The sequence below is a fragment of the Bradyrhizobium cajani genome (assembly GCF_009759665.1).
Taxonomy (GTDB): domain Bacteria; phylum Pseudomonadota; class Alphaproteobacteria; order Rhizobiales; family Xanthobacteraceae; genus Bradyrhizobium; species Bradyrhizobium cajani.
Genome location: NZ_WQNE01000003.1, coordinates 19,691 through 46,375, shown reverse-complemented (window position 1 = coordinate 46,375; position 26,685 = coordinate 19,691). Strand labels below are relative to the sequence as shown.

The window sequence follows — 26,685 nt, the reverse complement described above, 5'->3', positions numbered from 1 at the left end:
CGGCGCGCGCCGTGCCCTTTTTGTTTGTGCTGAACAGCAAGGGACGAGCCGCTCTCTCACCCCTCGTCATTGCGAGCGCAGCGAAGCAATCCAGAATGTCTCCGTGGAAAGACTCTGGATTGCTTCGCTGCGCTCGCAATGACGGAGATGTCGGATGGACGGCGCATCGTGGCGATCCCGCCTACGCCTTCGCCAGCGCCGGTGCGAACACCACCTCGATCAGCGTGCCGGAATTGCCCGCGCTCTTGATGTTGAACCGGGCGCGGTTGGCTTCGACCAGGGCCTTGGTCAGCGACAGGTTCAGCGCCGAATTGTCCGCGGCGTCGCCCGGCGGCGGGGTGCGGAACGGCTCCATCGCGGCGGCGACCTCGCGCTCGGACAGGCCATGGCCGGTGTCGCGGATGCGGAGCGCGACCTCGCCGCGATCGTTCAGCGCGGTCGAGACGATCACCTGGCCGCCGGCGCTGGCGAGCCGGATCGAGTTGGAGATCAGGTTCATGGTGATCTGCCGCAGTGCGCGCGCGTCGGCCGCGACCTGCGGCAGCGCGTGCGCCAGCGAGGTGCGGATGATGATGCGCTCGCGATTGGCCTGCGGCTGCATCACCGTGACACAGGCCTCGACCAGGTCGTTGAGATTGAGGTTGGCGAAGGTGAGGTCGAGCTTGCCGGTCTCGATGCGCGACAGCTCGAGCAGGTCGTCGATGATCGCGATGACGCGCTCGCCCGAGGCGCGGATGTCCTTCATGTACTCGCCGTAGCGCTCGTTGCCGAGCGTGCCGAAGCGCTCCGAGATCATCACCTCGGCGAAGCCGATGATGGCGTTGAGCGGCGCGCGGATCTCGTGGCTGATCCGCGCCAGCATATCGGCCTTGGCGTTGGCCGCGCCGTCGACGAGACGGCGGGCCTGCGTCAGCTCGCTCTCGCCCTTCTTGCTCTGCGACAGGTCGCGGAACACGGCGAAGAAGTTCGGCCCGTCCGGCCGCGTGCGGCCCATGATCATGGCGAGCGGAATGACGCCGCCCTTCTTCTCGCGTCCCAGCACCTCGCGGCCGTGGTCGAGCAGGCTCGCGATGTCCTCGCTCTTGAGGCTTTCGAGATAGTCGATGACGATCTGCTGGCTCTCGGGCGCGAACAGCGTCAGGACGTTCTGCTCGAGCAGCGCCTGGCCGTCGTAGCCGAACAGCGCTTCGGCGCTGCGGTTGCAGGCGTGGATGTTGCCTTCGGCATCGAACATGACGATGCCTTCGGCCGTGGTGTCGAGGATCGCGGCGAGGTCCTCGGCATCGGCATCGCCGGCCGCGGATTCGAGCTGGGGCGCGTAGGGGAACGACTCCGGGACGATCGTCTCGGTGATGACGGACGCGGCAACCACGGCTGCTGGCTCCGGCAGCGCGCAGATCAGCGCATGCGCGCTCTCGCCGTTCCAGTCGATCGTGTGCAGATGCGCCTCAGTGGTCGCAAGCGGCTGCTCGCCGTTTGCGACGGTCGCGCTGATCGTCACCGGCGTGCCGGCCTGCGAGGTGCTGCTGGCCGTGGACACGCCGGGTTCGACATAGAGCGCGTCGAGCCCGCCGGCGTCCTCCAGCGCATTGAGGCTGGCATAGCCCATGCGCGCGAGGAAGGCGGCGTTGGCGTAGAGCAGGCGGTCGAGGCGATAGATCAGGATGCCGGTCGGCACCAGGTCGAGCAGCGTGCGATCGCGCATGGACTCGCCGCGCGCCGGCGCCGCCGGCTCGGTCAGCCATTCGGCCGCGGCTTGCGGCGCATCCGGCTCCGGCGCCGCTGGTTCGGGCGTGAGCTCCGCGGCCGGCGGTTCGGTCGCGCTAGCTGTGATCGTCTCCCGCTCGCGTTCGAGCCGCTCGGACAACTGCCGGGCGAGCTCGTTGAACGCGCTGTTCTCGACGGGCGTCAGCGTCGGCGCCCGGGGATCGCCGGGCGGGCGGAACGGCACGACATTGGGAGGCGTTTCCACGGGCGTTTCCGGATCGGTTGGGTGTGAATTCGCGTCGGTTGCAGGTTCGGGCAGTTCAGCGACAGGCTCAGGCTCAGGTGTTGGCGGCGCGATCGGCGGAGGCGCCGCCGCTGCCTCGGGCTCAGGCTCGGGCTCCGGGTCGACGATGTCGGCGCACGGGCCGCGCTGTCCCGCCGGCTCGGCGACCAGCTCGAAGCGCCGCAGCGCCTCGAGCCGGTTGAGAGCGTCGAGATCGCGGCAGACCCCAAAGCCCCTGAAGCCCACGAAATTGCGCATCCGGTCGTAGACGGGAAGGCCGGCGAGCTCGACCGGCAGATGCTCGCCGCCATCGGCCGGCCAGTTCACGGTGATCCCGGCCCAGGTGTCGTGGCTCGCCAGCGCCGCTGCGACGCGGCCCTCGGGATCGAGCGAAAATTGCTCGGCGATCTCGCGCCAGGGGCGGCCGAAGCCGGCGGCCGTGCGCGGGCCGATCAGGCGGATGAATTCGCCGGAGCCGAGCACAAAGCGGCCGTCTGCATCCATCTGCCAGAGGAAGCGCAGCGGATGCTGACGCGGTGCGGGCGGCTCTTCAAAGCCCGACGGCGGTTCGACCATGCTGGTAGTGATCGGCGCCGCCTGCGGCGACACAATGGCCTGGGAGCGGTTTTCAACCGGAGTTTTGGGCGCCGCTTCCACCGCTGGCGTAGCGGTTTGCCGGATGACCTCCACCGCCGGCGGTTCGGCCGCTGCGGGCGCCTCGACCGGTTCGGCGAAGGCGTCGAACAAGGCGATCCCGGCCGGCGCGTCGTGCGAAGGCGGCGGCTCGCTCGGCGTCGCAGCTTCTTGCTGCGCAGATCCAGCCGGTGCCTCGGCAGCCGCGGCCTGCGCAGCGGCCGCGGGCGCGATCAGCGCGACCAGGCCGATATCGGCACCGGTGCCGACCCGTTGCAGCACCATCTGGCCGATGCCGATCGGCGTCTCGGCGCGGCCAAGGCTCAGCGCTTCGCTGCGCGCCTGTTCGAGGCCGGCCTCGGCCAGATCGCGGAAGCCGAGCAGGGAACGGGCGGCCTCGCTCGCGCCGACGAACAGGCCATCGGGGGCGAACGCCGCCATCGGCACCTTCGCACCCGCGACGAGACCATGCAGCCGCTCGACCAGCGGCATGGTGCGGCCCAGTGGATCCATCGCGGTGACGAGCACCGCAGATCTTCCGGCGGGATGGCCGCCATCGGCAAAGTCGAGCCGCGCGCAGGCGCAGGTCATCAGCGTCCCGAGCCGGGCGCCGAAGCCGCGCAGCCGTTCGAGCCTGACGGCGCCGCCGGCCGACAGCCGGCGGGCGAGCCGGGCGACCTGGCGGCGGTGGCTGTCGGCCGGGCCGAAGGTCTTTTGCGCGAGGGCTGCGGCATCGGCCGCGCCGAACAGCCTGGCGCCGACCGGATTGGCCCACAGCACGCGCGTGCCGTCGATCGACCACAGCCAGGCGGGCAGGGGAGAGGTCGCATGCACGGCCAGCCGCGGATCGCCGACGCCTCGCAACTGGAAATCCGAACTCGTCATCCGACCGGCTTTAGTCTCGCTGTCGCATCTGGTGGGACGGCTGCCGGAATGGCAGCCTTAAGAAAGGGTTAGTATCGCGCGCGGGCGCGGGCAGGTCCACGGCCCCCGCCTTACGGGGCGCCCCTAAGCCGCGATAACCTTAATGTGGCTGAACCTGCAAGCCACACCCGCCCGGCATCCGCAGGATTCCTGTCGACTTGGCGGGGCCTGAGCGACCGCCTCGTCCTTCGAGACGACCGCTTCCAGCGGTCTCCTCAGGATGAGGCGAAGCGCATCGTTGCCTGCTAACTGGAATTGTTGCCGCGCACTCCGTCCTCATCCTGAGGGCCCGCCAAAGGCGGGCGTCTCGAAGGATGGGTCGCAGGTGAGCTTTCCGGCATCCAACTACCTCAACCATCGGTTCCCCCGACGGGGAACCTCGCCCTCACCGAGATTAAATTTGCACTGCCCCGCGCGGATCGCATTGCAATGCACAATGTTGACATGATGCGGGGCAATAGTGGCGGAGCTGGGCGAGCCGACTCCCTAGTTTCGCGTTTCCAGTCTTCGCACCGCTAATTGAGGCCTAGGTCGGGGCCGGCGGGCGCGCCAGAAGGCTCACTCCATTTTTCATTAGCGTGAGGGACAACCATGACAGGTGCGACTGATCCGTTTTCTGCCTCGATCATCCCGTTCGAGGTCCCCGAGCAGATGCGTGCGTTCGCCGAGAAGGGCGTGTCGCAGGCCCGCGAAAACTACGCCAAGTTCAAGGACGCCGCCGAGACCCACAACGGCACCGTCGAGGCCGTGTTCGCCTGCGCCAGCAAGGGCACGAGCGAGTACACCGCCAAGCTGATGGAGTTCATGAAGGCCAACACCAGCGCCCATCTCGACTTCGCCCAGGAGCTGCTCGGCTCCAAGTCGCCGTCGGACGCGCTGGAGCTGTGGACCGGCCACACCCGCAAGCAGCTCGAGACCTTGCAGTCCCAGGCCAAGGAGCTGCTCGAGCTCGGCCAGCGCGTCGCCGCCGAGACCGCCGAGCCGATCAAGGCCTCCGCCTCGAAGTTCTACAAGCCCGCCGCCTGAGCGGCCGCGGAGCGTTCAAGTTGAGAAACCCGGGCCTAGCGCCCGGGTTTTTTTCACCTCTCCCGCTTGCGGGAGAGGTCGGCGCCCGCCGGGCGATGCGCAGCATCGTCCCGCCGGGCGATGCGCAGCATCGTCCGCGCGCCGGGTGAGGGCTCTCTCCCCACGGGGAGTTTCCCTTTTACGTGCAGGGTTATCGCATTTGACTTTTTGTGGCGGCCTGAGCGCACGCCTCGTCCTTCGGGACGACCGCTTCGCGGTCTCCTCAGGATGAGGCTAAGCGGCGCCTTCACCTGTCGAAATTGCTGCCGCGCACTCCGCCCTCATCCTGAGGGCCCGCCAAAGGCGGGCGTCTCGAAGGATGGCCGCGGAGAAACGGTCTTCAAATGCGATTGCCCCGCCCGTAGGCAGGTGAGGAAGCGCACACCCCTCATCGTCGCCATCAAGCGATTTCATCGTGTTGAGGGTGATTTACCCCGGTTTTTCGCCCCATTGCGGCCTTGCCAAACGGGGCCGTTGCACCTAGTTTCCGCCCCGTCCAGCCCCCTCGGCAATCGCCTTTTCAGGCAGCCCTTGAGGGCGGCTCGCCAGGATGCAGTTGTAGCTCAGTTGGTTAGAGCGCCTGTCTGTGGAACAGGAGGTCGGTGGTTCGAGCCCACCCAACTGTACCAGCACTCCCAGATCAGCAGCTTGTTAAACAAGGCCTGACCTCAAGCAACTATGCTGCAGCCGAGTCGCTATGGACAATCCTCGAAAGTGAAGCGCTTGCGCGGCCGGACTACTGCACATCCACTGCGAACGTCCTCGATCTCTCGGCTTTGTGCTTGAAGCGACCCGCCCATGTGCTCAAATGCCACTTGGCTTACGGTTTTAGGCATTTGGCGCAAGAGCGCTGAGGCAGGCTCCGATGGCAAAGAATGCACGTACTCGCAAAGGCGTTGGTTCAATCGCTTCGCGGCAGCGTCGTGCCCCCGGCTCGCGGAGCAACAAGCGAATCAAGCCGACAACGGCGTCGGCCCTTCTTCAGCGGCCGGACCATCCTGAACGCCTGTCGGCCGCCGAGCCGGACCAGACCTACCACCCGCAAGCCGGCGCGGTCGTCGTTCGCGGACACTTCGATGCTGTCACCGGCCTCTCCACCGTCACCGATGCGCCTTCGCTCGGGCGCGGCACGAGCGCGGCAGATGAATCGCTTCCGCCGGCCGAACTGTTCAATGTCGTCATCGACGCCAATCGTCTGTTTCGCATCGAGCCTGCCGCGCTTAAGCGGCTCGCCCATTACAGCGACGACGAAATCTTCGCGCTCGTCGTGCCCAAGCGCACGCTGGCGCGGCGGCTGTCGGATGGCGAGCCGCTGACGATCGAGGAGACCGACAAGGCGGTGCGGCTGGCGCGGATCGACCGGCTGGCCGCGAACGTGTTCGGCGAGGCCGCGAAGGCGCACCGCTGGCTGCGCAAGCCGAAGAAGCTGCTTCGCGGGGAAACGCCGCTGGCTTACCTCGCGACGGAGGCGGGCGCGCGAGTCGTCGAGGAGATGTTGCACCGGATCGATCATGGCATCCTTGCTTAGGATTTGGCGTGAGGATCTGGCGGATCTCCAATTTCGACGATCTGTCTGGCGTTGGCGGCCTGAAGGCCGACGGCCGCTGGCACGATCGCGGCCGCCACGCAGTCTATGCCGCGGATCATCCGGCGTCGGCGCTGCTCGAAGTGATGGTCCATCTGGAAATCGATCTCGAGGACCTGCCCACCAGCTATCAACTGCTCGGCATCGATGTGCCTGATGACCTCGCCGTCGAAACGGTGAACTTGAGCGACATCGAGAACATATCGCCGGATTGGGCTGACGATCCCAGGGTGACACGCGATCTGCTGCGGCCCTGGTTCGCTGATGCGCGCACGGCGATCGTGTCGGTGCCATCGGTCATCGTGCCGTTCGCGCAAAACTATTATATGGTCAATCCGAGACACAAGGACGCCGCGCGCATCCGCGTGTGGCACGTCGCGCGCTATCCCCATGACATGCGCCTGTTCGGGCAAAGGACAGGACGAACTACCTGACCCGCATCATCCACCATCACCGGCAACGTCATCGCCGGCAGCAGCGTCCCAGCGCCTCTCCTCAATCACCGTCCACAATCCGAACAAGCTCCGCTTCCAGCTTCAAGCCGGGCGATTGTTTTGCAAAGCCCGTGCAGGATGTGGATGAGCCATCGACCGAGCGGCCCGACACGACGATGTCGATCTCATCCAATCCGAACACACCGGGCGGTCCCGGCGTCACGCGGCGGGCGGAAAGACTGGCTTTGAAGTGCCCGCCTTCCTGCGTCCAATGTCCCGCATAGGCAAACGTGGAATCGCCGCCGCTCAGTTTTCCGTCGGGTGCGAACTCGACGACCCCGGCGCCTTCGCCAACCGGCGTTTTGAACCAGACGGAATATTTGCCCGGGGTGATCAATCAGGTCCACCATCTCGACGGGTATCCAGCTTGAGTTGAGCCAGACCAAAATGGCTATCGAGTGGCAGACGCTCGGGAGCGCCGAGCAGATGGCGCGGGATCTGCGGAGCTATTTCGACCTCGCCATCACCATCAGCACCACCACCGGCAACGTCGCCGCCGCCAGCAGCTTGAGCGCGCACATCACGAGGATTCCGAGCTTCTCGCCCTTCACCTCGAAGCTGAACAGGTTGATGCCGAGCTCAGCGCCGTCGGCGATCCTGCCCGCGTCAAGGATGAGATCGGTGTACGAGACTGCCGAGGTAGCGGGCCGCGCATCAGGTAAGGCAATCGATCTTACTCTTTGGATTGCCGCTTCAGACTTTTTACGACGAAAGCAATGACGAGTGTAAGGTGTTTCACAGCAGCCGGCTCGCTGCGATCTTAACATCGTTCTGCACTTCCATGTTCTTGCGCGGCCCGTCCGTACAAGGTGTCGCTCTCTGTTGACAAGAGGAGCATGAAGATGAAGACGTTTCTTGCAACGAAATCTCCATTCCTGATCATCGCCGCTCTCGCAGTTTGCGTCGGCACTGCGCGTGCCGATGTCATCATGGACTGGAATGCGAAAGCGGATGCGATTGCCGCTGAAAAGAAGGTCCTGCCCGTGCCACAGGCCCGGACGATGTCGATGCTGCACGTTGCCATGTTCGAGGCCGTCAATGCGATCGAAAGACGCTACACGCCCTACAAGCTGGATCTCGTGGCAGACCGCTCTACGTCCAAGGAAGCCGCAGCGGCGACTGCGGCTTACAACATTCTTCTGACGATCTATCCGGACCAGAAATCTGCTCTTGATGCCGCATTGCTTGCATCGCTTTCCGGTATCCAAGATTCGGACGGAAAGGCGAATGGAATTGAGCTTGGAAAGATTGCCGCTTCCGGCGTGATCGCGTTGCGAAAGGATGACGGCAGCGACGCTCAGGAGACTTATCGGCCCTATACTGCCCCGGGTGTCTATGTGCCGACCGTGGTGCCGATCGCCACGACGGCTGGAGCAACGTCGCCTTGGGTCATGACGTCGGTCTCACAATTCCGTCCAGCGCCGCCACCGGCGCTTGATTCCGAGACCTGGACCAAAGACGTCAACGAAATTCGGGAGGTCGGTGCTCGCAACAGCACCACCCGAACAGCAGAGCAGACGGCGATCGGACGATTCTGGTTTCTGGTCGGGCCTCCCAGCTTCAATCCAATCGTCCGGCAAGTCGCTTCGGCCAAGCACATGGACGTCGTTGACTGCGCTCGTCTCTTTGCCCTTGCCGAGATCGCCGCGAACGACGCAATCGTTGCCGTCTTTGACGCGAAGTATCATTACAATTTCTGGCGGCCAATGACGGCCATACGCAATGCGGACATCACGCACAACCCGATGACAACACGCGAAGCGTCCTGGTTGCCGCTGGGTGAAACGCCGATGCATCCCGAATACCCCTGCGCCCACTGCATCATATCGGCGTCGGTTTCTACGGTTCTCCGGTCCATCGCCGCGGACGAAATAGAGTTGTCGATGATCAGTCCGACTGCGCCAGGGGTGACTCGCAAGTGGTCCAAGATTCAGGATTATAGCGACGAGGTCGCAAATGCGCGCATCTATGCCGGCTTCCATTACCGTTTCTCGGCGGAGGTCGGAAAGGACATGGGCAGGAAGATCGGTGATTTGACCGTCAGGACACAGCTTCGCGGGCTGGAAGCGCGAGCTGATCCGAAGCAGTAGGAGTGTTCCTATGCAGGGGGCTATTCATACGTGTTGAATGGCCCCCGCTGGAGCTGCAACTGCTGGCGCGAAGACGAGCTGCCTACCTCACCCCCGCCACCACAACCACCACCACCGGCAACGTCACCGCCGCCAGCAGCGTCCCCAGCGCCACCGCGCCTGATACCGGATTCACCAGCCGCTGATACTGCGCCGCGAAGATGTATGCGTTCGCGCCGGTCGGCATCGCCGCGAACAGCACGGCGACGCCGGCAGCTAACGGCGGCAGGTTCAGCAGCCTGGCCAGCACGAAGGCGGCCGCCGGCATCGCCAGCAGCTTGAGTGCGCTCATCACGGCGATGTCGAGCTTCTCGCCCTTCACCTCGAAGCGGAACAGGTTGATGCCGAGCGCGAACAGCGCCGTCGGCGATCCCGCCTGCGCCAACAGCTCGATGGTCCTGTCGACGACGGGTGTGAGGCCGAGGCCGGTGAGGCGCCAGAAGAGGCCGAGGCCGATCGCCAGCATGATCGGGTTGCGGGCGAGATCTGCGAGCACCGGCAGGATGATCGACAGCGGCGATGTGGTGTGCTTGCGGCCGACGAGCTCCATTTGCAGCGTGCCGCAGAGCCAGAGCAGCGGCGTGTTCACCGACAGGATCAGCGCCATTGGCCCTGCGGCCTCAACGCCCAGCGCCGAGAGCGTCAAGGGAATGCCGAGCATCACGATGTTGCCGTAGACCGAGCCGATCGCGAACACGACGCCGTCCTCGCTGTCCCCGCGGCGCTTGCGCAGCAGGGCCGAGAGCGCCAGCGCCGCGAGCCAGGTGACGGCGAGCGCGCCGTAATAGGCGCCCCACATCCGCCACGGGCTGACATCGGAGAATTCCGACACGACGATGGTGCGGAACAGCAGCGCGGGAATCGCGATGCTGAAGGCAAATTCGCTGATGCCCTTGTGAGCGGTCTCGGAGACGAAGCGAAACAGCACCGCGGCATAGCCGGCCGCGATCAGCGCAAACACCGGCGCGACGATCAACACGGTGGCCATGCGCCCCCCAACCTCACGGGGATATCGGCCGACCACCCCACGCAGCTTTCGATCGTGCCATCATGCCACTGTTTTGCCCGACGGGTCAAATGTATTTCGTAAAATCCGTAAAGCGCAATCCGCGCCTGGACTTGGCTACTGTGCATGGGGTTGTTTTCGCGGTTTTTGTTGGAGGGGCGCGGAAGCTGCGAGCCTGCCCCGATCTCGCCAGTTCTGCCAAAGGGTTAGCCGTGGTCCTTCCCCACGCACAGCTGTCATCCCCCGCGCATGCGGGGGATCCAGTACGCCGCGGCTTCTCGGGGAGCTATGGACGTCTCTGGAATACTGGATCACCCGCCTTCGCGGGTGACGACAGCGAAGTGAACGGCACGCCCCCCACCCTGTTGCCGAGACCGCACACGTCCCGGCTTTCGCATCTGCCCTCGTTGCCAACGAACGCCCGTTCACCCACTATTCCCTCCTGTTCGACATTTGGGGGGATCGATGCCGGCGTCTCGCTTGAACAAGTTCCTGGCTGCTGCAAGCCTCTCGCTTGCGCTGGCCGTCCTGGCCCATCCCGGCGCAGCCTTCGCCTACACGCAGGAAGAGCAGCAGGCCTGCTCGCCGGATGCGATGCGGCTGTGCGGCGAGTTCGTTCCGAATGTCGACGCCATCACCGCCTGCATGATCAAGAAGAAGGCGCAGCTCTCGCCGCAGTGCCGGGTGTTCTTCCGCCCCGGCCCCGAGCCCGGCGAGAGGCGCGCCGGCAAGCCGACCAACATTGCACCCAAGTCCGCCAAGAAGAGCGCCAAGCCGGCGGCGAAGGCGAGCAGGAAGAAATCCGGCGAGGGCTGAGCGCGCGCGTTCCCTTCGTAACACTCCGTGATGCCCGGGAGCTGCTCCCGGGCATTTGCATTTCCGCGCGTCTTCTGAGGCGTGCGTGAACGACCATTGACCGCGGCGGCGATGTCCTCCGATTGCGCGAGGCCTTCGCCCGTTCCCCTTGAGTCAAGATGACGGACATTAGCCACGCGACAGCCACCGGACTCCTTTTGTTCGCCTTGGCGCGCATCGGCTTGCAGCCGTTGCGGCGACGTTGACGGAAAAGAGTCGCGATACGGTTTGCGCGGCGAGGTTGCATTCCGCTTTTTCCCGCATTGCTGCCCGGAAAATGCACGATTTGCGCGGGTGACAGCGTGTTTATGGCGGTTTGTGTCAGGCCTCGCGCGGAGGAGTGTGACTCAAAAGCCAGACCCTCTTGTTATTTCGTGACTGCGACGCAACTCCCGATAAATTTTTCTTTCACGAATCAGCGCGGTGATTCATTTTCGTGGCACGGGGTCAATCTGGAGGCCGAACGTATGAACGTTATTGTTTTTGCATCGCGTAAAGGCGGCTCGGGCAAGAGTACCCTGGCTGCACATCTCGCCGCGCAGATCAAGGCGAGCAAGCAGGTCATGCTGGTGGACGCGGATCCGCAGGGTTCGCTCACGCTGTGGCACAAGCTGCGTGGCACCAACGAACCGCCGATCAAGGCTGCCGTGAACTCGGTCAGCGGCATCGTCTCCGCTGCCAAGCGCGACGGATATGAATGGGTGTTGATCGACACGCCGCCGAACCTGTCGGCCGTCGTCGACGACGCGATCAGGAACGCGACGATGGTGATCATTCCGGCCCGTCCCGGCGTGTTCGACGTCAACGCGGTGCAGGAAACCATCCAGATGTGCCGCGCGGCGCGCAAGCCCTACGCGGTCGTCCTCAACGGTGCGCCGGCGCGCCGCGACGAGGCCGAAAGCCCGATCGTCACCATCGCCCGCGAGGCACTGGCGAAATTCCGTGCTCCGGTGTGGGGCGGCCAGATCACCAACCGTTCGGATTTGCTGATGGCGCTGAGCCACGGCGAAGGCGCGCGGGAATATCAGGCCGAGAGCCGCGCGGCCCAGGAAATTGCAAGGCTGTGGGCGGCGATCGAGCGTTCAGTCAAGGCCATTCGCGGCACGGCGTCGGCATCCGGCGCAATGCACAAGCAGGCGGCGTAATTTCATCATTCTTTTCCCCGGACGAAAAACGCGCGGATGTCCGCGCGTTTTGCGTTTCTGCCTTCACTCGTCATTCCGGGATGGTCCGAAGGACCAGACCCGGAATCTCGAGATGAAGGTCACGCCACCATCAGCATGTAGAACACGATGACCGGCGACAGGGTGAGGATCACCGACCAGATCCCGACGGCCCAGAGAATGTCCGCGGTGGTGAAGTTCTGCTCGGTGGTAAAGCTCTGCTGTCCAGCGTCGTAATGCGACGCCACCTTGCTATGACTATTCACAAACGCCCCCGCGATTTCTTCGCTTATGGGCGTGAACGCTACACGGGATGTTTTAAGATTCCGCGCAGCTTCCGGCGGCGCATTTGAACACAGGTGCTACCACGGGTTAACCATCCGTGGCCCGCCGCGTGTCAGCCGACCAGCCAGACGCGAAACGCCAGCACCGGCATCAGGCCGAGCATCACCGCCCAGAACCCGAACGACGACACCACCAGAATTCCCTGTAACAGATCGGCCGGCGCGAATTGGCTCGCGGCCGTAGGCCGGGTGCGATGTCCCATGGTCATTCCCCCCTTTTGGAAAGTCCGGGAGCAACGATAGGCGCGATTGCGTAACGAGCCGTGGATGCGCCATGCGGCGGATGCGAAGGCGATTGGGGTGAGGTTAACCACGGTGCACGCTCTACCACTCCCTCTCCCCGTTCTTACGGGGAGAGGGTGGGGTGAGGGGCCGTCTCCGCAAGCACGGTTGGGATCTGGACTCGCGGAGGCTCCCCCTCACCCGGAAATTTGCGCGGCGCGCAAATTTCGGCCTCTCCCCGCAAGCGGGGAGAGGCGAAGGACCGCCAAACCCACCGTGCATGAGCAAGCGAGACGCTACGCCGCGACTTTCATCCTTCGCTCGATCTCGCCGTCGATCGTTGCCGCGAGCTCGCTGCTCACCTCCACCATCGGCAGGCGCACTTCGGGGCTGTCGATGAGGCCGCTCCGCCACAGCCAGTGCTTCGCCGGCGCGGGGCTCGGTTCGGCGAACAGGAGGCGCGTCAATTCGGCGACCTCCTGCCAGCGCGCCAGCGCCGCATCGTGGTTGCCGCGCTTCAGCTCGCTGTAGACCGCGGCGAAGCTCGCCGTCTCGACATGGGCGGACAGCACGATGCCGCCGTCGGCGCCGTCGCAAAGCGCCTCGAAGTAATTTGCATCCTCGCCGGTGAGCACGCGAAAGTCCTTCGGCCTGTCGCGCAGCAGCGCGATCGATTGCTCGCGGCTCGCGCCGCAATCCTTCAGGCCGACGATGTTGGGATGTTCGGCAAGCCGCAGCATGGTCTGGTTGGCGATGTTGACGGCGGAGCGGTAGGGCATGTTGTAGAGCGCGAGCGGCCAGGCGGCGTGATCGGCGAGGGCTTCGAAATGCGCCAGCAGTCCGCGCTGCGACGGCCGCACGTAATAGGGACTTGCGATCAGATAGCCGTCGATCGGCCAGTCCGCGGTTTCGTCGAGGCGATCCTTCAGCCGGGCGGTGTCCGCGCCCGAAAGCCCGAGGCAGATCGGCTTGGTGCGGCGTCCGGCCACCATCTCGTCGTGGACGATGGCGACGAGGCGCTCGAGCTCGCCGTCGCGCAGCGTCATGCCTTCACCGGAGGTCGCCCCCAGGATGAAGCCGTCGATCGCCTGTGCGCCGTAGTGCCGCGTCAGCCGCCGCAGCGACGTCTCGTCGAGGCGGCCGTCGCGAAACGGCGTCACCAGCGGCAGCCACAGCCCGTGCAATTGGTCTCGTAGTCCGGTCATGTTCCATCTCCTTCTCGGGAAAAAAACCTGAGACGGAGGCACATGAAAAAACCCCGTCCAGGCGGCGGGGTTTTCGGGATTTGCTGCGATGACGAAGCCTGACTAGCGCGCGCAAAAATCCGAGGTCCCCGGATGGGGGCCTTTTTTCGAGACGACTGCGCACGACTTCGTGATCATTCGCAAATGATGCGGGGTATGCCTGGAACTGTCAATACACGCGGAAGGCGAGGGCTGGATCTGGCAGAAAAAAAGCCGGACCCGAAGGGCCCGGCTTAGGTATTGGCCACGTGAGGCCGACACAATCACCTTCCAAGAGGGATTACTGAACTCCCGCGCCACTGGAGGAGGGGGACAAATGCGCAACGCGAAGGCTCAGCGTGCAAGCAGTATGGGCTTGACGAGCGCCATGCAGCAACAGCCGAGGCCGCATGTCAGTCATGCGGAAATCAGGACGGCCAGCGCTGCGCCTTGCTCACCACGAAGTCGCGGAACACCTGCACGCGTGCGACCGTCTTCAATTCCTCGGGATAGACGAAGTACGTGTCGAGCTGGATCGAATCCGATTCGCCGAACAGCTGCACGAGCTTGCTCTGCTCCTCGACGAGATAGTCGGGCAGCGCCGCGATGCCGAGGCCCTGCTGGCAGGCGCGCACGAGGCCAAGGATGTTGTTGACCTTGAAATAGGCCTCGCGCGGACCCGAGCCGTTGCGCGCAGCTTCGACCAGCCAGTTGCGGTTCTGAAGATGCGGCGCGAAGTTGCCGTCGGAGAGCGTGATGATGCGGTGGGAGTCGAGCTCCTCCAGCGTGCGCGGCGTGCCGAAGCGCTTGATGTATTCCGGCGAGCAATAGGCGTGGAAGCCCATCGCGAACAGCTTGCGCTGGATCAGGTCCGGCTGCGTCGGCTTGCGGGTGCGGATCGCAACGTCCGCCTCGCGCATCGACAGGTCGAGCTCCTCGTCGGTGACGATCAGCGAGATCCGGATCTCCGGATAGAGCGCGGTGAATTCGCCGAGCCGCGGGATCAGCCAGTTGATGCCGACGCCGGGCGTGGTGGTGATCTTGAGATCGCCGCTCGGCCGTTCGCGGCTGTCGGTCAGTTTCGCGCGCGCCGCCTGAAGCTGCATGAACACGTCATGCGCGGTGCGGAACAAGAGGTCACCCTGCTCGGTGAGGATGAGGCCGCGGGCGTGGCGGTGGAACAGCGAGACCGAAAGCTCCTGCTCCAGCGCCGAGACCTGGCGCGACACCGCCGATTGCGACAGGCCGAGCTGCTCGCCCGCATGCGTGAAGCTGCCCGCTTCCGCCGCCGCGTGAAACACCTTCAGCTTGTCCCAGTCCATATCCGTGAATCCGTCGCGTGTTCGGGGCATGATCTTTATTCCGCTGCCGCGCGCTCGCTGGCGCGAAGGGCCAAGAAACGTTCGGCTTCGAGTGCGGCCATGCAGCCGAGGCCGGCGGCCGTTACGGCCTGGCGATAGGTCTCGTCGGCGACGTCGCCGGCGGCAAACAGGCCGGGCACCGAGGTCGCGGTCGAGTTCGGGGCGACCTCGACATAGCCCGACGGTTTGAGCTTGACCTGGCCCTTCACGAGCTCGGTTGCCGGTGCATGGCCGATGGCGATGAAGATGCCGTCGGTCGGCACATCGGTCAGGGTGCCGGTCTTGACGTTCTTCAGCCGCACATGGGTGACCTTGTTCGGGTTCTCGGTGCCGCAGATCTCGTCGACGGCCGAGTCCCAGATCACCTTGATCTTCGGGTGCTTGAACAGACGCTCCTGGAGGATGCGTTCGGCGCGGAAGTGATCGCGACGATGCACGATGGTGACCTGCGAGGCATGGTTGGTGAGGTACAGGGCTTCCTCGACCGCGGTATTGCCGCCGCCGACCACAACGACGTCCTTGTTGCGGTAGAAGAAGCCGTCGCAGGTGGCGCAGGCCGACACGCCGCCGCCCTGGAATTTCGCTTCGGACGGCAGCCCGAGCCAGCGCGCCTGCGCGCCCGTGGCGAGGACGACGGTGTCGGCGAGATAGACATCACCGCTGTCGCAGGTGAGGCGGAACGGCCGATGCGCCGTCTCCAGCTTGGTGACGAGGTCGGAGACGATCCTGGTGCCGACATGGACCGCCTGCTTCTCCATCTGCTCCATCAGCCAGGGGCCCTGGATCACGTCGGCGAAGCCCGGATAGTTCTCGACGTCGGTGGTGATGGTGAGCTGGCCGCCCGGCTGGATGCCCTGGATCAGGATCGGCTCGAGCATCGCGCGTGCGGCGTAGATCGCCGCCGTGTAGCCGGCGGGGCCGGAGCCGATGATGACGACCTTTGCATGAACAGGAGCGGACATTTCGATGGACGCCTTTCACGGGGGATTTGCAGCGCGGGCGCGGAACGTGCCGGGAGGCCTCGCGGAGGCGCTGAAATATAAGAGCTAATCTAAGCGTTCTGGTGAGCCATGCAAGAATTGCATTCCCTATCGGCGGATTTTTCCAACAGGGAACAAAAGTCGATTGCGCTGCACGCGCAATAAAATTGCGCATCTGGTGCGGACTGGGCTATGAGGATTGCGACAGACCCACCCAATACCGCCGCAAAGGCCAGGAGTTCCAATCACGTGTCGCGGAACCTAGACGAGATCGACCTGAAAATTCTCGCCGAGATTCAGTCCGACGGTCGAATCACCAATGTCGAGCTGGCCAAACGCGTCGGCATTTCCCCGCCGCCCTGCCTGCGCCGGGTCCGGGCGCTGGAGGAGGAGGGCTATATCCACGGCTATCGCGGCCTGCTGGACGCCCGCAAGCTCGGCTTCGACGTCACCGTGTTCGCCGCGGTGCACCTGTCCAGCCAGGCCGAGGCGGATTTGCGCGCCTTCGAGGAATTCGTCCGTGCCGAGCCGCTGGTGCGGGAATGCTGGATGCTGTCCGGCGAGGTCGATTTCATCCTCAAATGCGTCGCGCCCGATATGGCGACCTTCCAGGATTTCGTCACCCACCTCACCGCCGCGCCCCATGTGCGCAACGTGCGGACCTCGCTGGTGCTGCACAATTCGAAATACGAGGCGGCGGTGCCGCTGGACGTGAAGGGAAGGCGGTAGCGCTTCCGTCGTCATTGCGAGCGCAGCGAAGCAATCCAGACTGCTGCCGCGGAAAGATTCTGGATTGCTTCGCTGCGCTCGCAATGACGCGTGGTGAGGGCGGAGCCCTTCGCATGCCCAGTAGCACGCCGAAACAAAAAAGGCCGCGCAAGAAGCGCGGCCTTTTCAGAACGTCAGTGCGACGACGGCAAATCCTTACCGCCACTCCACCTTGGTGATCTCATACGCCTTGGCGCCGCCGGGCGTGTTGACCTCGACGGTGGCGCCCTTCTTCTTGCCAATCAGCGCGCGGGCGAGCGGCGAGGTGATGGAGATGCGGCCCTTCTTGGCGTCGGCCTCGACCTCGCCGACGATCTGCCACACCGTCTTCTTTTCGGTGTCCTCGTCGACCAGCGTCACGGTGGCGCCGAACTTGATGGTATCGCCGGACAGTTTCGAGATGTCGATGATGTCGGCGCGCGCGAGCTTGTCCTCGAGTTCGGCGATGCGGCCCTCATTGTGGGACTGCTCTTCCTTCGCGGCGTGATACTCCGCGTTTTCCGACAGGTCTCCGTGCGAGCGCGCCTCCGCGATGTGCTCGATGATCCGCGGCCGATCCACGGATTGGCGATGCTTCAATTCTTCTCCGAGCGCGGCAAATCCGGCCGAAGTCATCGGAACCTTTTCCATCTTCTCTCTCGTTCTTCGATCGCGCGCCCGAAACACAAATGGGCACCCAACCTTGATTCGTCGGTCTTTCCGGGGCTCGACACACGGGCCGCCGGTCGTTGACAGATATGGGCTTAGCGCCGGAACAGAACACCCACATGGCCGGACAGTTCCTCCGGCCATTGTGGCTTCATTGCCAATCACTTAGCGAAAGGCTTAACCCCAAAAGGCTTAACCCCAAAAGGCCTGGCCTTCCGCGCGCGATCAGGTTTCCGAAAAGTAGCTCTGCAGGGTGCGAACCTCAAGGTCCCCGCCGAGATAGGCGCGGATGCCCTGCGCGGCCGCCACGGCCCCGGAAAGAGTGGTGTAATACGGCACTTTATGCAAGAGGGCCGCGCGCCGCAGCGAACGGCTGTCGGCCAGCGCCTGCGGGCCTTCGGTGGTGTTGAAGACGAGCTGGACGTCGCCATTGGTGATGGCGTCGACGATGTGCGGCCGTCCCTCCAGCACTTTGTTCACCTTCTCGGTCGGGATGCCCTGGTCAGTCAGGAAGCGCTGCGTGCCGGAGGTGGCAAGCACCTTGAATCCGAGCGTGTGCAATTCGCGCACGGCCTCGGTGATGCGGATCTTGTCGCTCTCGCGCACCGAGACGAACACCGTGCCGTTGCGCGGCACCCGCGTGCCGCCGCCGATCTGGCTCTTGGCAAAGGCGACCTCGAAATTGCGGTCGATGCCCATGACCTCGCCGGTCGAGCGCATCTCGGGGCCGAGCACCGTATCGACGCCGGGGAAGCGCGCGAACGGGAATACCGATTCCTTGACGCCGACGTGCTTGAGCTCCGCCTTCTTCAGCTTGAAGTCGGCGAGCTTCTCGCCGGCCATGATGCGCGCGGCGATCTTCGCGACCGGCGTGCCGATCACCTTGGCGACGAACGGTACCGTGCGCGAGGCGCGCGGGTTGACTTCCAGTACGTAGATCTCGCCGTCCTTGATCGCGTATTGCACGTTCATCAGGCCGACGACGTCGAGGCCGAGCGCGAGCTCGCGCGTCTGCCGCTCCAACTCGTCGAGCGTCTTGGCGTCGAGCGAATAGGGCGGCAGCGAGCAGGCGCTGTCGCCGGAGTGAATCCCGGCTTCCTCGATGTGCTCCATGATGCCGACGATGAAGACGTCCTTGCCGTCGGAGAGGCAGTCGACGTCGACCTCGGTGGCGTCCGAGAGGTAGCGGTCGAACAGCAGCGGGTTCTTGCCGAGCACCGTGTTGATCTGCCCGGTCTTGTCGTTCGGGTAGCGCGCCTTGACGTCGGCGGGCACCAGCTCCGGCAGCGTGCCGAGCAGATAGTCGTTGAGCTGGTTCTCCTCGCGGATGATCTGCATCGCGCGGCCGCCGAGCACGTAGGACGGGCGCACCACCAGCGGCAGGCCGAGATCGGCGGCGACGAGCCGGGCCTGCTCGACCGAATAGGCGATGCCGTTCTTCGGCTGCTTCAGCCGCAGCTTGTCGAGCACACGCTTGAAGCGGTCACGGTCTTCGGCGAGGTCGATCGCGTCGGGCGAGGTGCCGAGGATCGGCACTTCGGCGGCTTCCAGCGCACGCGCGAGCTTTAGCGGCGTCTGGCCGCCGAACTGCACGATCACGCCATGCAGCGTCCCGTTGGTGCGCTCGGTCGCGATGATCTCCAGCACGTCCTCGGCGGTGAGCGGCTCGAAATAGAGCCGGTCGGCGGTATCGTAGTCGGTCGACACCGTCTCCGGATTGCAATTGACCATGATGGTCTCGTAGCCGGCGTCCGCCAGCGCGAAGCAGGCGTGGCAGCAGCAATAGTCGAATTCGATGCCCTGGCCGATGCGGTTCGGGCCGCCACCGAGGATGATGACCTTCTTCCGGTCGGACGGCGCGCTTTCGTCGGCGAGGTGACCTGCGAACGGCGCCTCATAGGTCGAGTACATGTAGGCGGTCGGCGAAGCGAACTCCGCCGCGCAGGTGTCGATGCGCTTGAACACCGGGCGGACGCCGAGCGCGTGGCGCCTGGCCGTGACCTCGGCATCCGTGGTCTGCGCCAGCACGGCGAGCCGCGCGTCGGAGAAGCCCATGGCTTTCAGCGTGCGCATGCCGAAGGCGTTGGACGGAAGACCGTTCTTCTTGATCTTCTCTTCCATGTCGACGATGCCGCGCATCTCGCTGAGGAACCACGGATCGATCTTGCAGGAGTTGAAGATATCCTCGTTGGACCAGCCGAGCCGCATCGCCTGCGCGACCTGGAGCAGCCGGTTCGGCGTCGGCGTGCCGAGGGCGGCGCGGATCGCGTTCTTGTCGTCGCCGTGGCCGAGACCTTCGATCTCGATCTCGTCGAGGCCGGTCAGGCCGGTCTCGAGCCCGCGCAGCGCCTTTTGCAGGCTCTCCTGGAAGGTGCGGCCGATCGCCATGACCTCGCCGACCGACTTCATCGACGTCGTCAGCGTGGAGGAGGCGCCGGGGAATTTCTCGAAGGCGAAACGCGGGATCTTGGTCACCACGTAGTCGATCGTCGGCTCGAACGAGGCCGGCGTCGCGCCGCCGGTGATGTCGTTGGCGATCTCGTCGAGCGTGTAGCCGATCGCGAGCTTGGCGGCGACCTTGGCGATCGGGAAGCCGGTCGCCTTCGACGCCAGCGCCGACGAACGCGACACGCGCGGGTTCATCTCGATCACGACCATGCGGCCGTCGGCGGGATTGATGCCGAACTGCACGTTGGAGCCGCCGGTCTCGACCCCGATCTCGCGCAGCACCGCCAGCGAGGCGTCGCGCATGATCTGGTATTCCTTGTCCGTCAGCGTCAGCGCCGGCGCGACCGTGATGGAGTCGCCGGTGTGCACGCCCATCGGATCGAAATTCTCGATCGAGCAGACGATGATGCAATTGTCCTTCTTGTCGCGCACCACCTCCATCTCGAACTCTTTCCAGCCGAGGACGGATTCCTCGATCAGGACTTCGTTGGTGGGCGACGCATCGAGGCCGCGCTCGATGATGTCGAGGAACTCTTCCTTGTTGTAGGCGATGCCGCCGCCGGTGCCGCCGAGCGTGAAGGAGGGACGTATGATGGCGGGCAGGCCGATCTCGGACAGCGCCATCATGGCCTGGCCCAGCGCATATTCCTGGTAGCGCTTGCGGCGCTCGTTCTCGCCGAGCGTCCATTGCCGGTCGAGCTCTTCCTGCGCGGCGCCGGACAGCTTCTCGCGCTCGGCAAGATACTTGTCGCGGAACGACTTCTTCAGCTCGGACGCATTGGCAAGGCGCGACCTCGGGGTCTGGAGCCCGATCTTCTCCATGGCGTTGCGGAAGAGCTGACGATCCTCGGCCTTGTCGATCGCATCCGCCGTCGCGCCGATCATCTCGACGTCGAATTTTTCCAGTGTGCCTTGCCGGCGCAGGCTGAGCGCGCAGTTCAGCGCGGTCTGGCCGCCCATGGTCGGTAGCAGCGCGAAGCCGCCGGGAATGACGTAACGTTCCTTCTCGATGATCCTGGCGACGATCTCGGGCGTGATCGGCTCGATATAGGTCGCATCGGCCAAATCCGGATCGGTCATGATCGTGGCCGGGTTGGAATTGACGAGGACGATGCGGTAGCCCTCTTCCCTCAGCGTCTTGCAGGCCTGGGTGCCGGAATAGTCGAACTCGCAGGCCTGGCCGATCACGATGGGACCGGCGCCGATGATCAGGATGGTCGAGATGTCGGTTCGTTTGGGCATCACCGCTCGCAGGCTGGAATTTAGGCACAAAAAAAGGGCGCGCTGGTCGCGCGTCCCCTAAGCCGAGAGCGCGGGTTTCCCTCGCGCGCGGGTGGGTCTTAGACCAGTTTTCGGGGCGGCGAAACCCCGAAAAACGCCCATCAACCGGCAATTTTGACCGGTTTTGGCCGTGACTGCCAGCCACGGGCGAGGTGCACCAGAAGCGAGGCCGCCACGCTCGATCCGCCGATCCAGCCGAGGTCGGCCGGCGAGAGGGTGGCCAACACCACGCCACCGAGTGCCCCGCCAATGGCAAAGCCGAGATACATCGCGGACGCATTGAGCGAGAGCGCGATCATCGAGGCCTGCGGGTCGATCCGGATGATGCTGGCGATCTGCGCCGGATAGAATGCCCAGCCCGAGATGCCCCAGAGGAAGATCGCGCCCAGCACCGCGTAATGGGCTTGCCCGGGCATCAGCTTCAGCACCAGCGAGTGCAGGATCAGCGCGCTCGCCATGCCGGCGAGCCCGAGGGCGGCGGTGGCGAGCGTGCCGAGCCGATCGGCCAGGACGCCGCCGAGCATGTTGCCGATCGCGGCGGCGCCGCCGAACACCAGCAGCGCCAGGCTGATCTGCGACGCATCGAAGCCGAGGCCGCGCAGCGGAACCGCGAAATAGGTGAACACGGTGAAGCCGCCGAGCGCCCAGAGGATGGTGATCAGAAGCGCAACCAGCACGTGGCCGTGCCGCGCCACTGCCAGCCGCGCGCTGAGCGAGGCGGTGTTGCGCGGCAGTCCGCGGGGCAGGCCGAGCAGCAGGCCGGCGAGCGCGACCGCGCCGATCAGTGCGACCATGGCGAAGGTCGCGCGCCAGCCGAACAGGCTGCCGACGAGATTGCCGAGGGGAACGCCGATGACGGTCGCTACCGTGAGGCCCGAGGTGACGAGTGCCACCGCACGGCCGCGCCGTTCGGGCGAGGCGACCGCCACGGACACCGCGAGCGCCGTCGGCATGCACAGCCCGGAGCCTAGCGCCATCAGCATGCGCGAGGCCAGCAGCAGCGCGTAGCTGGATGCCACCATTGCCGCGAGATTGCCGGCGATGAAGGTCGACAGCGCCACCGCCAGCACGGTGCGGCGATCGATGTTGTTCAGCGCCACCGCCAGGATCGGCGAACCAACGGCATAGGTGAGGGCGTAGGCCGTAACCAGTTGCCCGGCGGCCGAGACGGAAATCGCAAGGTCAGTCGCAATCGCCGGCAAAAGCCCAGCAATGACAAAGCCTTCAGTGCCGATCGCGAAGGCCGCGAGGGCCAGCCAGAACACGCTCATTCGGAACAGTCCTTATGGTTCAACGTTTCTTGAACAATTGAATGGGGTAGGTGTCAATTGGTTCAAGAACTATTGAACATTACAATGGCTTCGCTATGATTCCGGGATCATGAGCCGCACACCTCTCCATCCCGCCCGCGAGCAGATCGAGCTGCCGATGGTCCTGGATTGCCTGAGGGATCCGATCCGTCTGGCGATCGTCTACCAACTCGCGCAGCAAGAACGTGTCAGCAGCGAGCTCTGCTGTGGCGACTTCAGCGGTCTCGGCGGCAAGTCGAATCTCGCCTACCACTTCGCCAAGCTGCGCGAATGCGGGCTGATGCAAACGCGCGTGGCGGGGACCAACCGGTTCATGCGGCTGCGCCGCGAGGATCTGGACGCGCGCTTCCCGGGCCTGCTCGATGCCGTCATCAGCTCCGCGGCCAGGGATGCCGGCCGGCTCCAGCTTCTGTCCGACTGTGAAGTGGTCGATGCGGGCTGACGAGATTTTGCTTTGGGTGGTCTGCCAAAGTGTGCCCGACTTCGCCCTTCGGGCTTCGTCGAGGCGGCCTTCGCTACGATAGGGCTTGCCTCGCCGACGCTGGCGGAGCCAGCGAAGGCTGGAGACCCGGCCTGGACTTGAACCAGGATGAAGAGCGATGCACCGCCCTCGCGTAGACTCTTCCGCCACCGGGCCGCACGGATCATACCGATCGCGGCGCGGCAGACCACCTCGGCTGATTGTTATGCTTAACGAACCAGAGGCGGCCGTGCGACGAAGGTCATGCGCCAGGGATTGTGGCCGATATTGGCATGGGCGCGCTGGACCGCGAAGCCGGCTGCGGTCAGCTTGGCGGTGATCTCGTCCTCGCTGTAGCGCTGAAGCCCGATGCGCGAGCGCAGATGACGGTAATCTGACAGCGCGGTGCTGATCAGCCCGACCAGCGCATCCTTCAGGAAGCCGTGACGCAGGCCGAAGTTGAGCAGCGCCAGCACGTCCCTGACCATGCCGACATTGGGCTGGAGGATATCGCCGAGCACGAGCTTGCCGGACGGCGTCAGAAGCCGCCGGACGTTGAGGAGGGCGGCATCGAGCTCCGCCGGCGTCATATATTGCGCGACCGAGTTCATCACCACGAGATCGATCGACTGGTCCTGCATCTTGCGGACGTCGTCGAGCGAGCGGACGCGGATCTTGGTGTTCGGAGCAAACCGCGCGATCAGCCGGCCGCGCACGCCGGGCGCGGGCTCGGCGAGGATCAGCTTGCCGCACGCGGATGCCACCTGGCTCGCCGACAGCGCCTCTCCGCAGGCATAGTCGAGCACTGTCGCCTCGGGCGAAGAGATGTAGCCAATGATGTCCCGCGCGATGATCTGGAAGTGCAAGTCGCGATGCAGCTTGCTGACATAGATCGTATGCGTGGAGTCGTAATAATCGATCCAATCGTCCATGGTATTTGAAGGTCCCGGCCAAACGGTTCCTGGTGAGGAACCGGCGCTGCCCGCCTTGCGTTAGGGGTGCGACGGCGCGCCGTCAATGTCCGCGTCCTAACAGGAAGGTTTCCCGTGAGCAAAGCCCCCCACAAGGTTTCGCCCGATCTCGACACTCCCACCGATCTGTCGCCCGATGGGGTCAAGAAGGTCTCCGAGGCGCTCAACGTGCTTCTGGCCGACGCGTTCGCGCTGTATCTGAAGACCAAGAATTTCCACTGGCACATCAGCGGCCGGCATTTCCGCGACTACCATCTGCTGCTCGACGAGCAGTCCGACCAGATCTTCGCCACCACCGACCAGCTCGCCGAGCGCGTCCGCAAGATCGGCGGCACCACGCTGAAGTCGATCGGCCAGGTCGCAAAACTCCAGACCATCAAGGACAACAACGAGGAGTACGTCCCGCCGCGCGAGATGCTGCGCGAATTGATGCAGGACAACAAGCATGTCGCGGCTGCGATGCGCAAGGCGCACGATGTCTGTGACGACGCCGGCGATGTCGCCAGCGCGAGCATCCTGGAAAACTTCATCGACGAGACCGAGCGCCGCACCTGGTTCCTGTTTGAAGCCACCCGCCAGGAAGGCGGCAACGAGGCGTAGGGCAGTCTGTAGGGTGGATTAGCCGAAGGCGTAATCCACCACGTCTGCCGCTGAGGAAGCAGAAGTGGTGGGTTACGCTACGCTAACCCACCCTACGGCGCTGCGCTTGTCGCTACCGCCACAACCGCATCAGCGCCCCATCCTTCCCCGTCACCGGATCGGCGGGCGGCATCGCAACCTTCGGAATCGTCTTCAGCGCCTTGGCGTGGTTCTCCGGCGTTGCCCGCGTGATCTCCATCTTCGCCCCCGGCGGATAGGCGCCGATCACGCAGAAATCGTCGCTCGCCTTGATGCGCTGATGCCCTGTGCCTGCGGGGAGGATCGCGACGTCGCCGGCCTTGATCTGAAGCTCCTGGCCATGATCGCCGCCGAAGCGGACGCGAGCGCTGCCGCGCGCAACGCCGAGCACCTCGTGCACGGTCGCATGATAGTGCAGATAGTCGTAGACGCCGTTGCGCCACGTGCCGCCCCAGCTGTTCGCTTCGAACAGCTCTTCGATAGTCTCTTCGGGGCGTTTCGGGTCGAGCTTCACCGCGCCCTGATAGACCAGGAACGGGAGGATGTTGTTCGGCACGAGCCCGTCGTCCTCGAAGACGATGGCGAGCGGTTCGGCGTTGTCGCGGATGACGGACATGGCGGGCTCCCGCACAAGAATAGCAGGGATCAACGAGGGGCGTGAGGCGAGGTTCCTCAGTCTCCCCGCGTCATTCCGGGGCGACGCACAGCGTCGAGCCCGGAATCCATCGTGCCGCACAGTTTGCTGTGCGATGGATTCCGGGCTCGCGCTTTGCGCGCCCCGGAATGACGAAAAAAAGCCCGGGACGAGCCCGGGCCTTTTTCACAGGAGTTGCAAGCGCCTTACGCGCTCTTCTTCTGCCGCATCAGGTCGGCAAAGCGCTGGAACAGATAGTGCGAGTCGCGCGGGCCCGGCGAGGCCTCGGGGTGGTACTGCACCGAGAACACCGGCTTGCCGTCGAGCTGGATGCCGCAATTGGAGCCGTCGAACAGCGAGATGTGGGTCTGCGTCGCGCCCTTCGGCAGGGTCTTTTCGTCCACCGCGAAGCCGTGGTTCATCGAGGTGATCTCGACCTTGCCGGTGGTCTCGTCCTTGACGGGATGGTTGGCGCCGTGATGGCCCTGATGCATCTTCTTCGTCTTGGCGCCGACGGCGAGGCCGAGCATCTGGTGGCCCAGACAAATTCCGAAGGTCGGCGTGCCCGACTTGATGACGTCCTGGATCACGGGCACCGCATATTTGCCGGTCGCGGCCGGATCGCCCGGACCGTTCGACAGGAATACGCCGTCCGGCTTCATCGCCAGAATGTCCTCGGACGAGGTCGTCGCCGGCACCACCGTCACCTTGCAGCCGACTCCGGCGAGCAGGCGCAGGATGTTGCGCTTGATGCCGTAGTCGATGGCGACGACGTTGAACTCCGGCTTCTCCTGCCGGCCAAAGCCCTTGTCCCAGAGCCAGGGCGTCTCGTCCCAGGTGAAGCGCTGGCCCGAGGTGACCATCGGCACGAGGTCCATGCCCTCGAGGCCGGGCCATTCCCGCGCCTCTTCCTTGAGGCCGTGCAGGTCGAACTCGCCGTTTCTGGCGTGAGCGATCACGGCGTTGGGCATGCCCTTGTTGCGGATCAGCGCGGTCAGCGCACGGGTGTCGATGCCGGAGAGGCCGATGATGCCGCGTGCCTTCAGCCACTGATCGAGATGCTTGGTGGCGCGGTAGTTCGAGGGATCGGTGATCGCGGTGCGCAGGATCACGCCGCGCGCGCCGGGCGTCGCGGCCATGTTCACCGTCTCGATGTCTTCCTCGTTGGTACCGACATTGCCGATATGCGGGAAGGTGAAGGTGATGAGCTGGCCGGCATAGGAGGGATCGGTCAAGATCTCCTCATAGCCGGTCATCGCGGTGTTGAAGCAGACCTCACCGACGGCGTGGCCTTCGGCGCCGAGACCAAAGCCCTCCAGCACTGTGCCGTCGGCAAGCACGAGGAGCGCGGTCGGTTTGTGGTCCGGCCAGGCGGGATCGTTGTCATGTTGTGTCATGAGCGGGTTTCATAAGGCCCCCACGCGCGCCCGTCAAAGCGGGAAGAGGCCGATTCACATGCGTTTTTGCATATTTGACAGGCCTCCTCAGGCACTTAAGCCGGAACTGGCAATTTTGCGCCGTTTCGGCGTCCCGTGGGGAAACAATGCTCCGGCGACAGGTCCGGTATGGCCTC

Annotated in this window: 24 protein-coding genes and 1 tRNA gene; 10 read left to right on the top strand and 15 right to left on the bottom strand. The window is 64.6% G+C overall.

Annotated features, from left to right (window positions below):
- Positions 1-181: 181 nt before the first annotated feature.
- The gene (locus GPL20_RS05110; protein ID WP_157328339.1) at positions 182-3,508 is read right to left on the bottom strand and encodes a PAS domain-containing protein; all 3,327 of its coding nucleotides are present in this window, start codon (positions 3,506-3,508) and stop codon (positions 182-184) included.
- Between the two features lie 630 nt (positions 3,509-4,138).
- On the opposite strand from GPL20_RS05110, the gene GPL20_RS05105 reads away from it, so the two are divergent.
- From GPL20_RS05105 to GPL20_RS05090, 4 genes are all read left to right on the top strand, one after another.
- Positions 4,139-4,573 (top strand): phasin, encoded by a 435-nt coding sequence (locus tag GPL20_RS05105; RefSeq protein WP_157328337.1) that lies wholly within the window; start codon positions 4,139-4,141, stop codon positions 4,571-4,573.
- A 591-nt stretch (positions 4,574-5,164) separates the two neighbouring features.
- Positions 5,165-5,241, top strand: a tRNA-His gene (locus tag GPL20_RS05100).
- A gap of 236 nt (positions 5,242-5,477) precedes the next feature.
- The gene (parS, locus tag GPL20_RS39305) at positions 5,478-6,140 is read left to right on the top strand and encodes a type II RES/Xre toxin-antitoxin system antitoxin (protein WP_157328334.1); all 663 of its coding nucleotides are present in this window, start codon (positions 5,478-5,480) and stop codon (positions 6,138-6,140) included.
- Positions 6,141-6,148: 8 nt separating this feature from the next.
- Positions 6,149-6,631 (top strand): RES family NAD+ phosphorylase, encoded by a 483-nt coding sequence (locus tag GPL20_RS05090; RefSeq protein ID WP_254125662.1) that lies wholly within the window; start codon positions 6,149-6,151, stop codon positions 6,629-6,631.
- A 61-nt stretch (positions 6,632-6,692) separates the two neighbouring features.
- Here the strand turns inward: GPL20_RS05090 and GPL20_RS05085 are convergent, their stop codons facing one another.
- Both GPL20_RS05085 and GPL20_RS05080 read right to left on the bottom strand, forming a co-directional pair.
- A complete protein-coding gene (locus GPL20_RS05085; protein WP_157328332.1) occupies positions 6,693-7,028 on the bottom strand; it encodes a hypothetical protein in 336 nt (111 codons plus the stop codon).
- A gap of 109 nt (positions 7,029-7,137) precedes the next feature.
- Positions 7,138-7,458: a hypothetical protein gene (locus tag GPL20_RS05080; RefSeq protein WP_157328330.1), complete on the bottom strand. Its 321-nt coding sequence runs from the start codon at positions 7,456-7,458 to the stop codon at positions 7,138-7,140.
- Between the two features lie 75 nt (positions 7,459-7,533).
- Between GPL20_RS05080 and GPL20_RS05075 the strand changes: the two genes are divergently transcribed.
- A complete protein-coding gene (locus GPL20_RS05075; protein WP_246250117.1) occupies positions 7,534-8,781 on the top strand; it encodes a vanadium-dependent haloperoxidase in 1,248 nt (415 codons plus the stop codon).
- An 82-nt stretch (positions 8,782-8,863) separates the two neighbouring features.
- Here GPL20_RS05075 and GPL20_RS05070 read toward each other — a convergent pair whose 3' ends face one another.
- A complete protein-coding gene (locus tag GPL20_RS05070) occupies positions 8,864-9,808 on the bottom strand; it encodes an AEC family transporter (protein WP_157328326.1) in 945 nt (314 codons plus the stop codon).
- Between the two features lie 483 nt (positions 9,809-10,291).
- On the opposite strand from GPL20_RS05070, the gene GPL20_RS05065 reads away from it, so the two are divergent.
- Positions 10,292-10,642 carry a hypothetical protein gene (locus GPL20_RS05065; RefSeq protein ID WP_157328324.1) on the top strand — a complete coding sequence of 117 codons (351 nt, stop codon included), beginning with the start codon at positions 10,292-10,294 and terminating at the stop codon, positions 10,640-10,642.
- A 506-nt stretch (positions 10,643-11,148) separates the two neighbouring features.
- Complete coding sequence (locus tag GPL20_RS05060; protein ID WP_027575286.1) at positions 11,149-11,826, top strand: ParA family protein; 678 nt, start codon at positions 11,149-11,151, stop codon at positions 11,824-11,826.
- A gap of 119 nt (positions 11,827-11,945) precedes the next feature.
- Here GPL20_RS05060 and GPL20_RS05055 read toward each other — a convergent pair whose 3' ends face one another.
- The 5 genes from GPL20_RS05055 to trxB form a co-directional block, all read right to left on the bottom strand.
- Complete coding sequence (locus tag GPL20_RS05055; protein WP_254125666.1) at positions 11,946-12,110, bottom strand: hypothetical protein; 165 nt, start codon at positions 12,108-12,110, stop codon at positions 11,946-11,948.
- Positions 12,111-12,241: 131 nt separating this feature from the next.
- On the bottom strand, positions 12,242-12,391 hold the full coding sequence (locus GPL20_RS38695) for a hypothetical protein (protein ID WP_167532899.1): 150 nt from the start codon (positions 12,389-12,391) through the stop codon (positions 12,242-12,244).
- A gap of 315 nt (positions 12,392-12,706) precedes the next feature.
- Positions 12,707-13,615, bottom strand: coding sequence for a 4-hydroxy-tetrahydrodipicolinate synthase family protein (locus tag GPL20_RS05050; RefSeq protein WP_157328323.1), 909 nt, complete (start codon positions 13,613-13,615; stop codon positions 12,707-12,709).
- A 446-nt stretch (positions 13,616-14,061) separates the two neighbouring features.
- Positions 14,062-14,985: a LysR family transcriptional regulator gene (locus tag GPL20_RS05045; protein ID WP_026312114.1), complete on the bottom strand. Its 924-nt coding sequence runs from the start codon at positions 14,983-14,985 to the stop codon at positions 14,062-14,064.
- A 5-nt stretch (positions 14,986-14,990) separates the two neighbouring features.
- Entirely contained in the window at positions 14,991-15,956 is a 966-nt protein-coding gene (trxB, locus tag GPL20_RS05040) for a thioredoxin-disulfide reductase (RefSeq protein WP_157328320.1), read from the bottom strand.
- 267 nt (positions 15,957-16,223) lie between these two features.
- Between trxB and GPL20_RS05035 the strand changes: the two genes are divergently transcribed.
- The gene (locus GPL20_RS05035; RefSeq protein WP_254125668.1) at positions 16,224-16,703 is read left to right on the top strand and encodes an Lrp/AsnC family transcriptional regulator; all 480 of its coding nucleotides are present in this window, start codon (positions 16,224-16,226) and stop codon (positions 16,701-16,703) included.
- 195 nt (positions 16,704-16,898) lie between these two features.
- On the opposite strand, the gene greA is transcribed toward GPL20_RS05035, so the two are convergent.
- From greA to GPL20_RS05020, 3 genes are all read right to left on the bottom strand, one after another.
- Entirely contained in the window at positions 16,899-17,372 is a 474-nt protein-coding gene (gene greA / locus GPL20_RS05030; RefSeq protein ID WP_157328317.1) for a transcription elongation factor GreA, read from the bottom strand.
- 243 nt (positions 17,373-17,615) lie between these two features.
- Entirely contained in the window at positions 17,616-21,080 is a 3,465-nt protein-coding gene (gene carB / locus GPL20_RS05025; RefSeq protein ID WP_157328315.1) for a carbamoyl-phosphate synthase large subunit, read from the bottom strand.
- A gap of 140 nt (positions 21,081-21,220) precedes the next feature.
- Positions 21,221-22,390: an MFS transporter gene (locus tag GPL20_RS05020; protein ID WP_157328313.1), complete on the bottom strand. Its 1,170-nt coding sequence runs from the start codon at positions 22,388-22,390 to the stop codon at positions 21,221-21,223.
- Between the two features lie 109 nt (positions 22,391-22,499).
- On the opposite strand from GPL20_RS05020, the gene GPL20_RS05015 reads away from it, so the two are divergent.
- Positions 22,500-22,871, top strand: a complete 372-nt coding sequence (locus GPL20_RS05015) for an ArsR/SmtB family transcription factor (protein WP_157328311.1) — start codon at positions 22,500-22,502, stop codon at positions 22,869-22,871.
- A gap of 248 nt (positions 22,872-23,119) precedes the next feature.
- On the opposite strand, the gene GPL20_RS05010 is transcribed toward GPL20_RS05015, so the two are convergent.
- Positions 23,120-23,821, bottom strand: coding sequence for a class I SAM-dependent methyltransferase (locus GPL20_RS05010; RefSeq protein WP_157328309.1), 702 nt, complete (start codon positions 23,819-23,821; stop codon positions 23,120-23,122).
- A 114-nt stretch (positions 23,822-23,935) separates the two neighbouring features.
- On the opposite strand from GPL20_RS05010, the gene GPL20_RS05005 reads away from it, so the two are divergent.
- Entirely contained in the window at positions 23,936-24,460 is a 525-nt protein-coding gene (locus tag GPL20_RS05005; protein WP_254125670.1) for a Dps family protein, read from the top strand.
- Between the two features lie 112 nt (positions 24,461-24,572).
- On the opposite strand, the gene GPL20_RS05000 is transcribed toward GPL20_RS05005, so the two are convergent.
- A complete protein-coding gene (locus GPL20_RS05000) occupies positions 24,573-25,094 on the bottom strand; it encodes a hypothetical protein (protein WP_157328307.1) in 522 nt (173 codons plus the stop codon).
- A gap of 224 nt (positions 25,095-25,318) precedes the next feature.
- Complete coding sequence (gene carA, locus GPL20_RS04995; protein WP_157328306.1) at positions 25,319-26,509, bottom strand: glutamine-hydrolyzing carbamoyl-phosphate synthase small subunit; 1,191 nt, start codon at positions 26,507-26,509, stop codon at positions 25,319-25,321.
- Positions 26,510-26,685: the final 176 nt, after the last annotated feature.

What these genes read in the sequence shown, in the direction of transcription:
- GPL20_RS05050 (WP_157328323.1), bottom strand. Translation starts at nt 13,615, where the DNA reads ATGACCGGACTACGAGACCAATTGCACGGGCTGTGGCTGCCGCTGGTG.
- GPL20_RS05000 (WP_157328307.1), bottom strand. Translation starts at nt 25,094, where the DNA reads ATGTCCGTCATCCGCGACAACGCCGAACCGCTCGCCATCGTCTTCGAG.
- GPL20_RS05105 (WP_157328337.1), top strand. Translation starts at nt 4,139, where the DNA reads ATGACAGGTGCGACTGATCCGTTTTCTGCCTCGATCATCCCGTTCGAG.
- GPL20_RS05045 (WP_026312114.1), bottom strand. Translation starts at nt 14,985, where the DNA reads ATGCCCCGAACACGCGACGGATTCACGGATATGGACTGGGACAAGCTG.
- carB (WP_157328315.1), bottom strand. Translation starts at nt 21,080, where the DNA reads ATGCCCAAACGAACCGACATCTCGACCATCCTGATCATCGGCGCCGGT.
- GPL20_RS05020 (WP_157328313.1), bottom strand. Translation starts at nt 22,390, where the DNA reads ATGAGCGTGTTCTGGCTGGCCCTCGCGGCCTTCGCGATCGGCACTGAA.
- greA (WP_157328317.1), bottom strand. Translation starts at nt 17,372, where the DNA reads ATGGAAAAGGTTCCGATGACTTCGGCCGGATTTGCCGCGCTCGGAGAA.
- GPL20_RS05110 (WP_157328339.1), bottom strand. Translation starts at nt 3,508, where the DNA reads ATGACGAGTTCGGATTTCCAGTTGCGAGGCGTCGGCGATCCGCGGCTG.
- GPL20_RS05060 (WP_027575286.1), top strand. Translation starts at nt 11,149, where the DNA reads ATGAACGTTATTGTTTTTGCATCGCGTAAAGGCGGCTCGGGCAAGAGT.
- GPL20_RS05015 (WP_157328311.1), top strand. Translation starts at nt 22,500, where the DNA reads ATGAGCCGCACACCTCTCCATCCCGCCCGCGAGCAGATCGAGCTGCCG.
- carA (WP_157328306.1), bottom strand. Translation starts at nt 26,509, where the DNA reads ATGACACAACATGACAACGATCCCGCCTGGCCGGACCACAAACCGACC.
- parS (WP_157328334.1), top strand. Translation starts at nt 5,478, where the DNA reads ATGGCAAAGAATGCACGTACTCGCAAAGGCGTTGGTTCAATCGCTTCG.
- GPL20_RS05080 (WP_157328330.1), bottom strand. Translation starts at nt 7,458, where the DNA reads ATGTTAAGATCGCAGCGAGCCGGCTGCTGTGAAACACCTTACACTCGT.
- GPL20_RS05065 (WP_157328324.1), top strand. Translation starts at nt 10,292, where the DNA reads ATGCCGGCGTCTCGCTTGAACAAGTTCCTGGCTGCTGCAAGCCTCTCG.
- trxB (WP_157328320.1), bottom strand. Translation starts at nt 15,956, where the DNA reads ATGTCCGCTCCTGTTCATGCAAAGGTCGTCATCATCGGCTCCGGCCCC.
- GPL20_RS05070 (WP_157328326.1), bottom strand. Translation starts at nt 9,808, where the DNA reads ATGGCCACCGTGTTGATCGTCGCGCCGGTGTTTGCGCTGATCGCGGCC.
- GPL20_RS05010 (WP_157328309.1), bottom strand. Translation starts at nt 23,821, where the DNA reads ATGGACGATTGGATCGATTATTACGACTCCACGCATACGATCTATGTC.
- GPL20_RS05075 (WP_246250117.1), top strand. Translation starts at nt 7,534, where the DNA reads ATGAAGACGTTTCTTGCAACGAAATCTCCATTCCTGATCATCGCCGCT.
- GPL20_RS38695 (WP_167532899.1), bottom strand. Translation starts at nt 12,391, where the DNA reads ATGGGACATCGCACCCGGCCTACGGCCGCGAGCCAATTCGCGCCGGCC.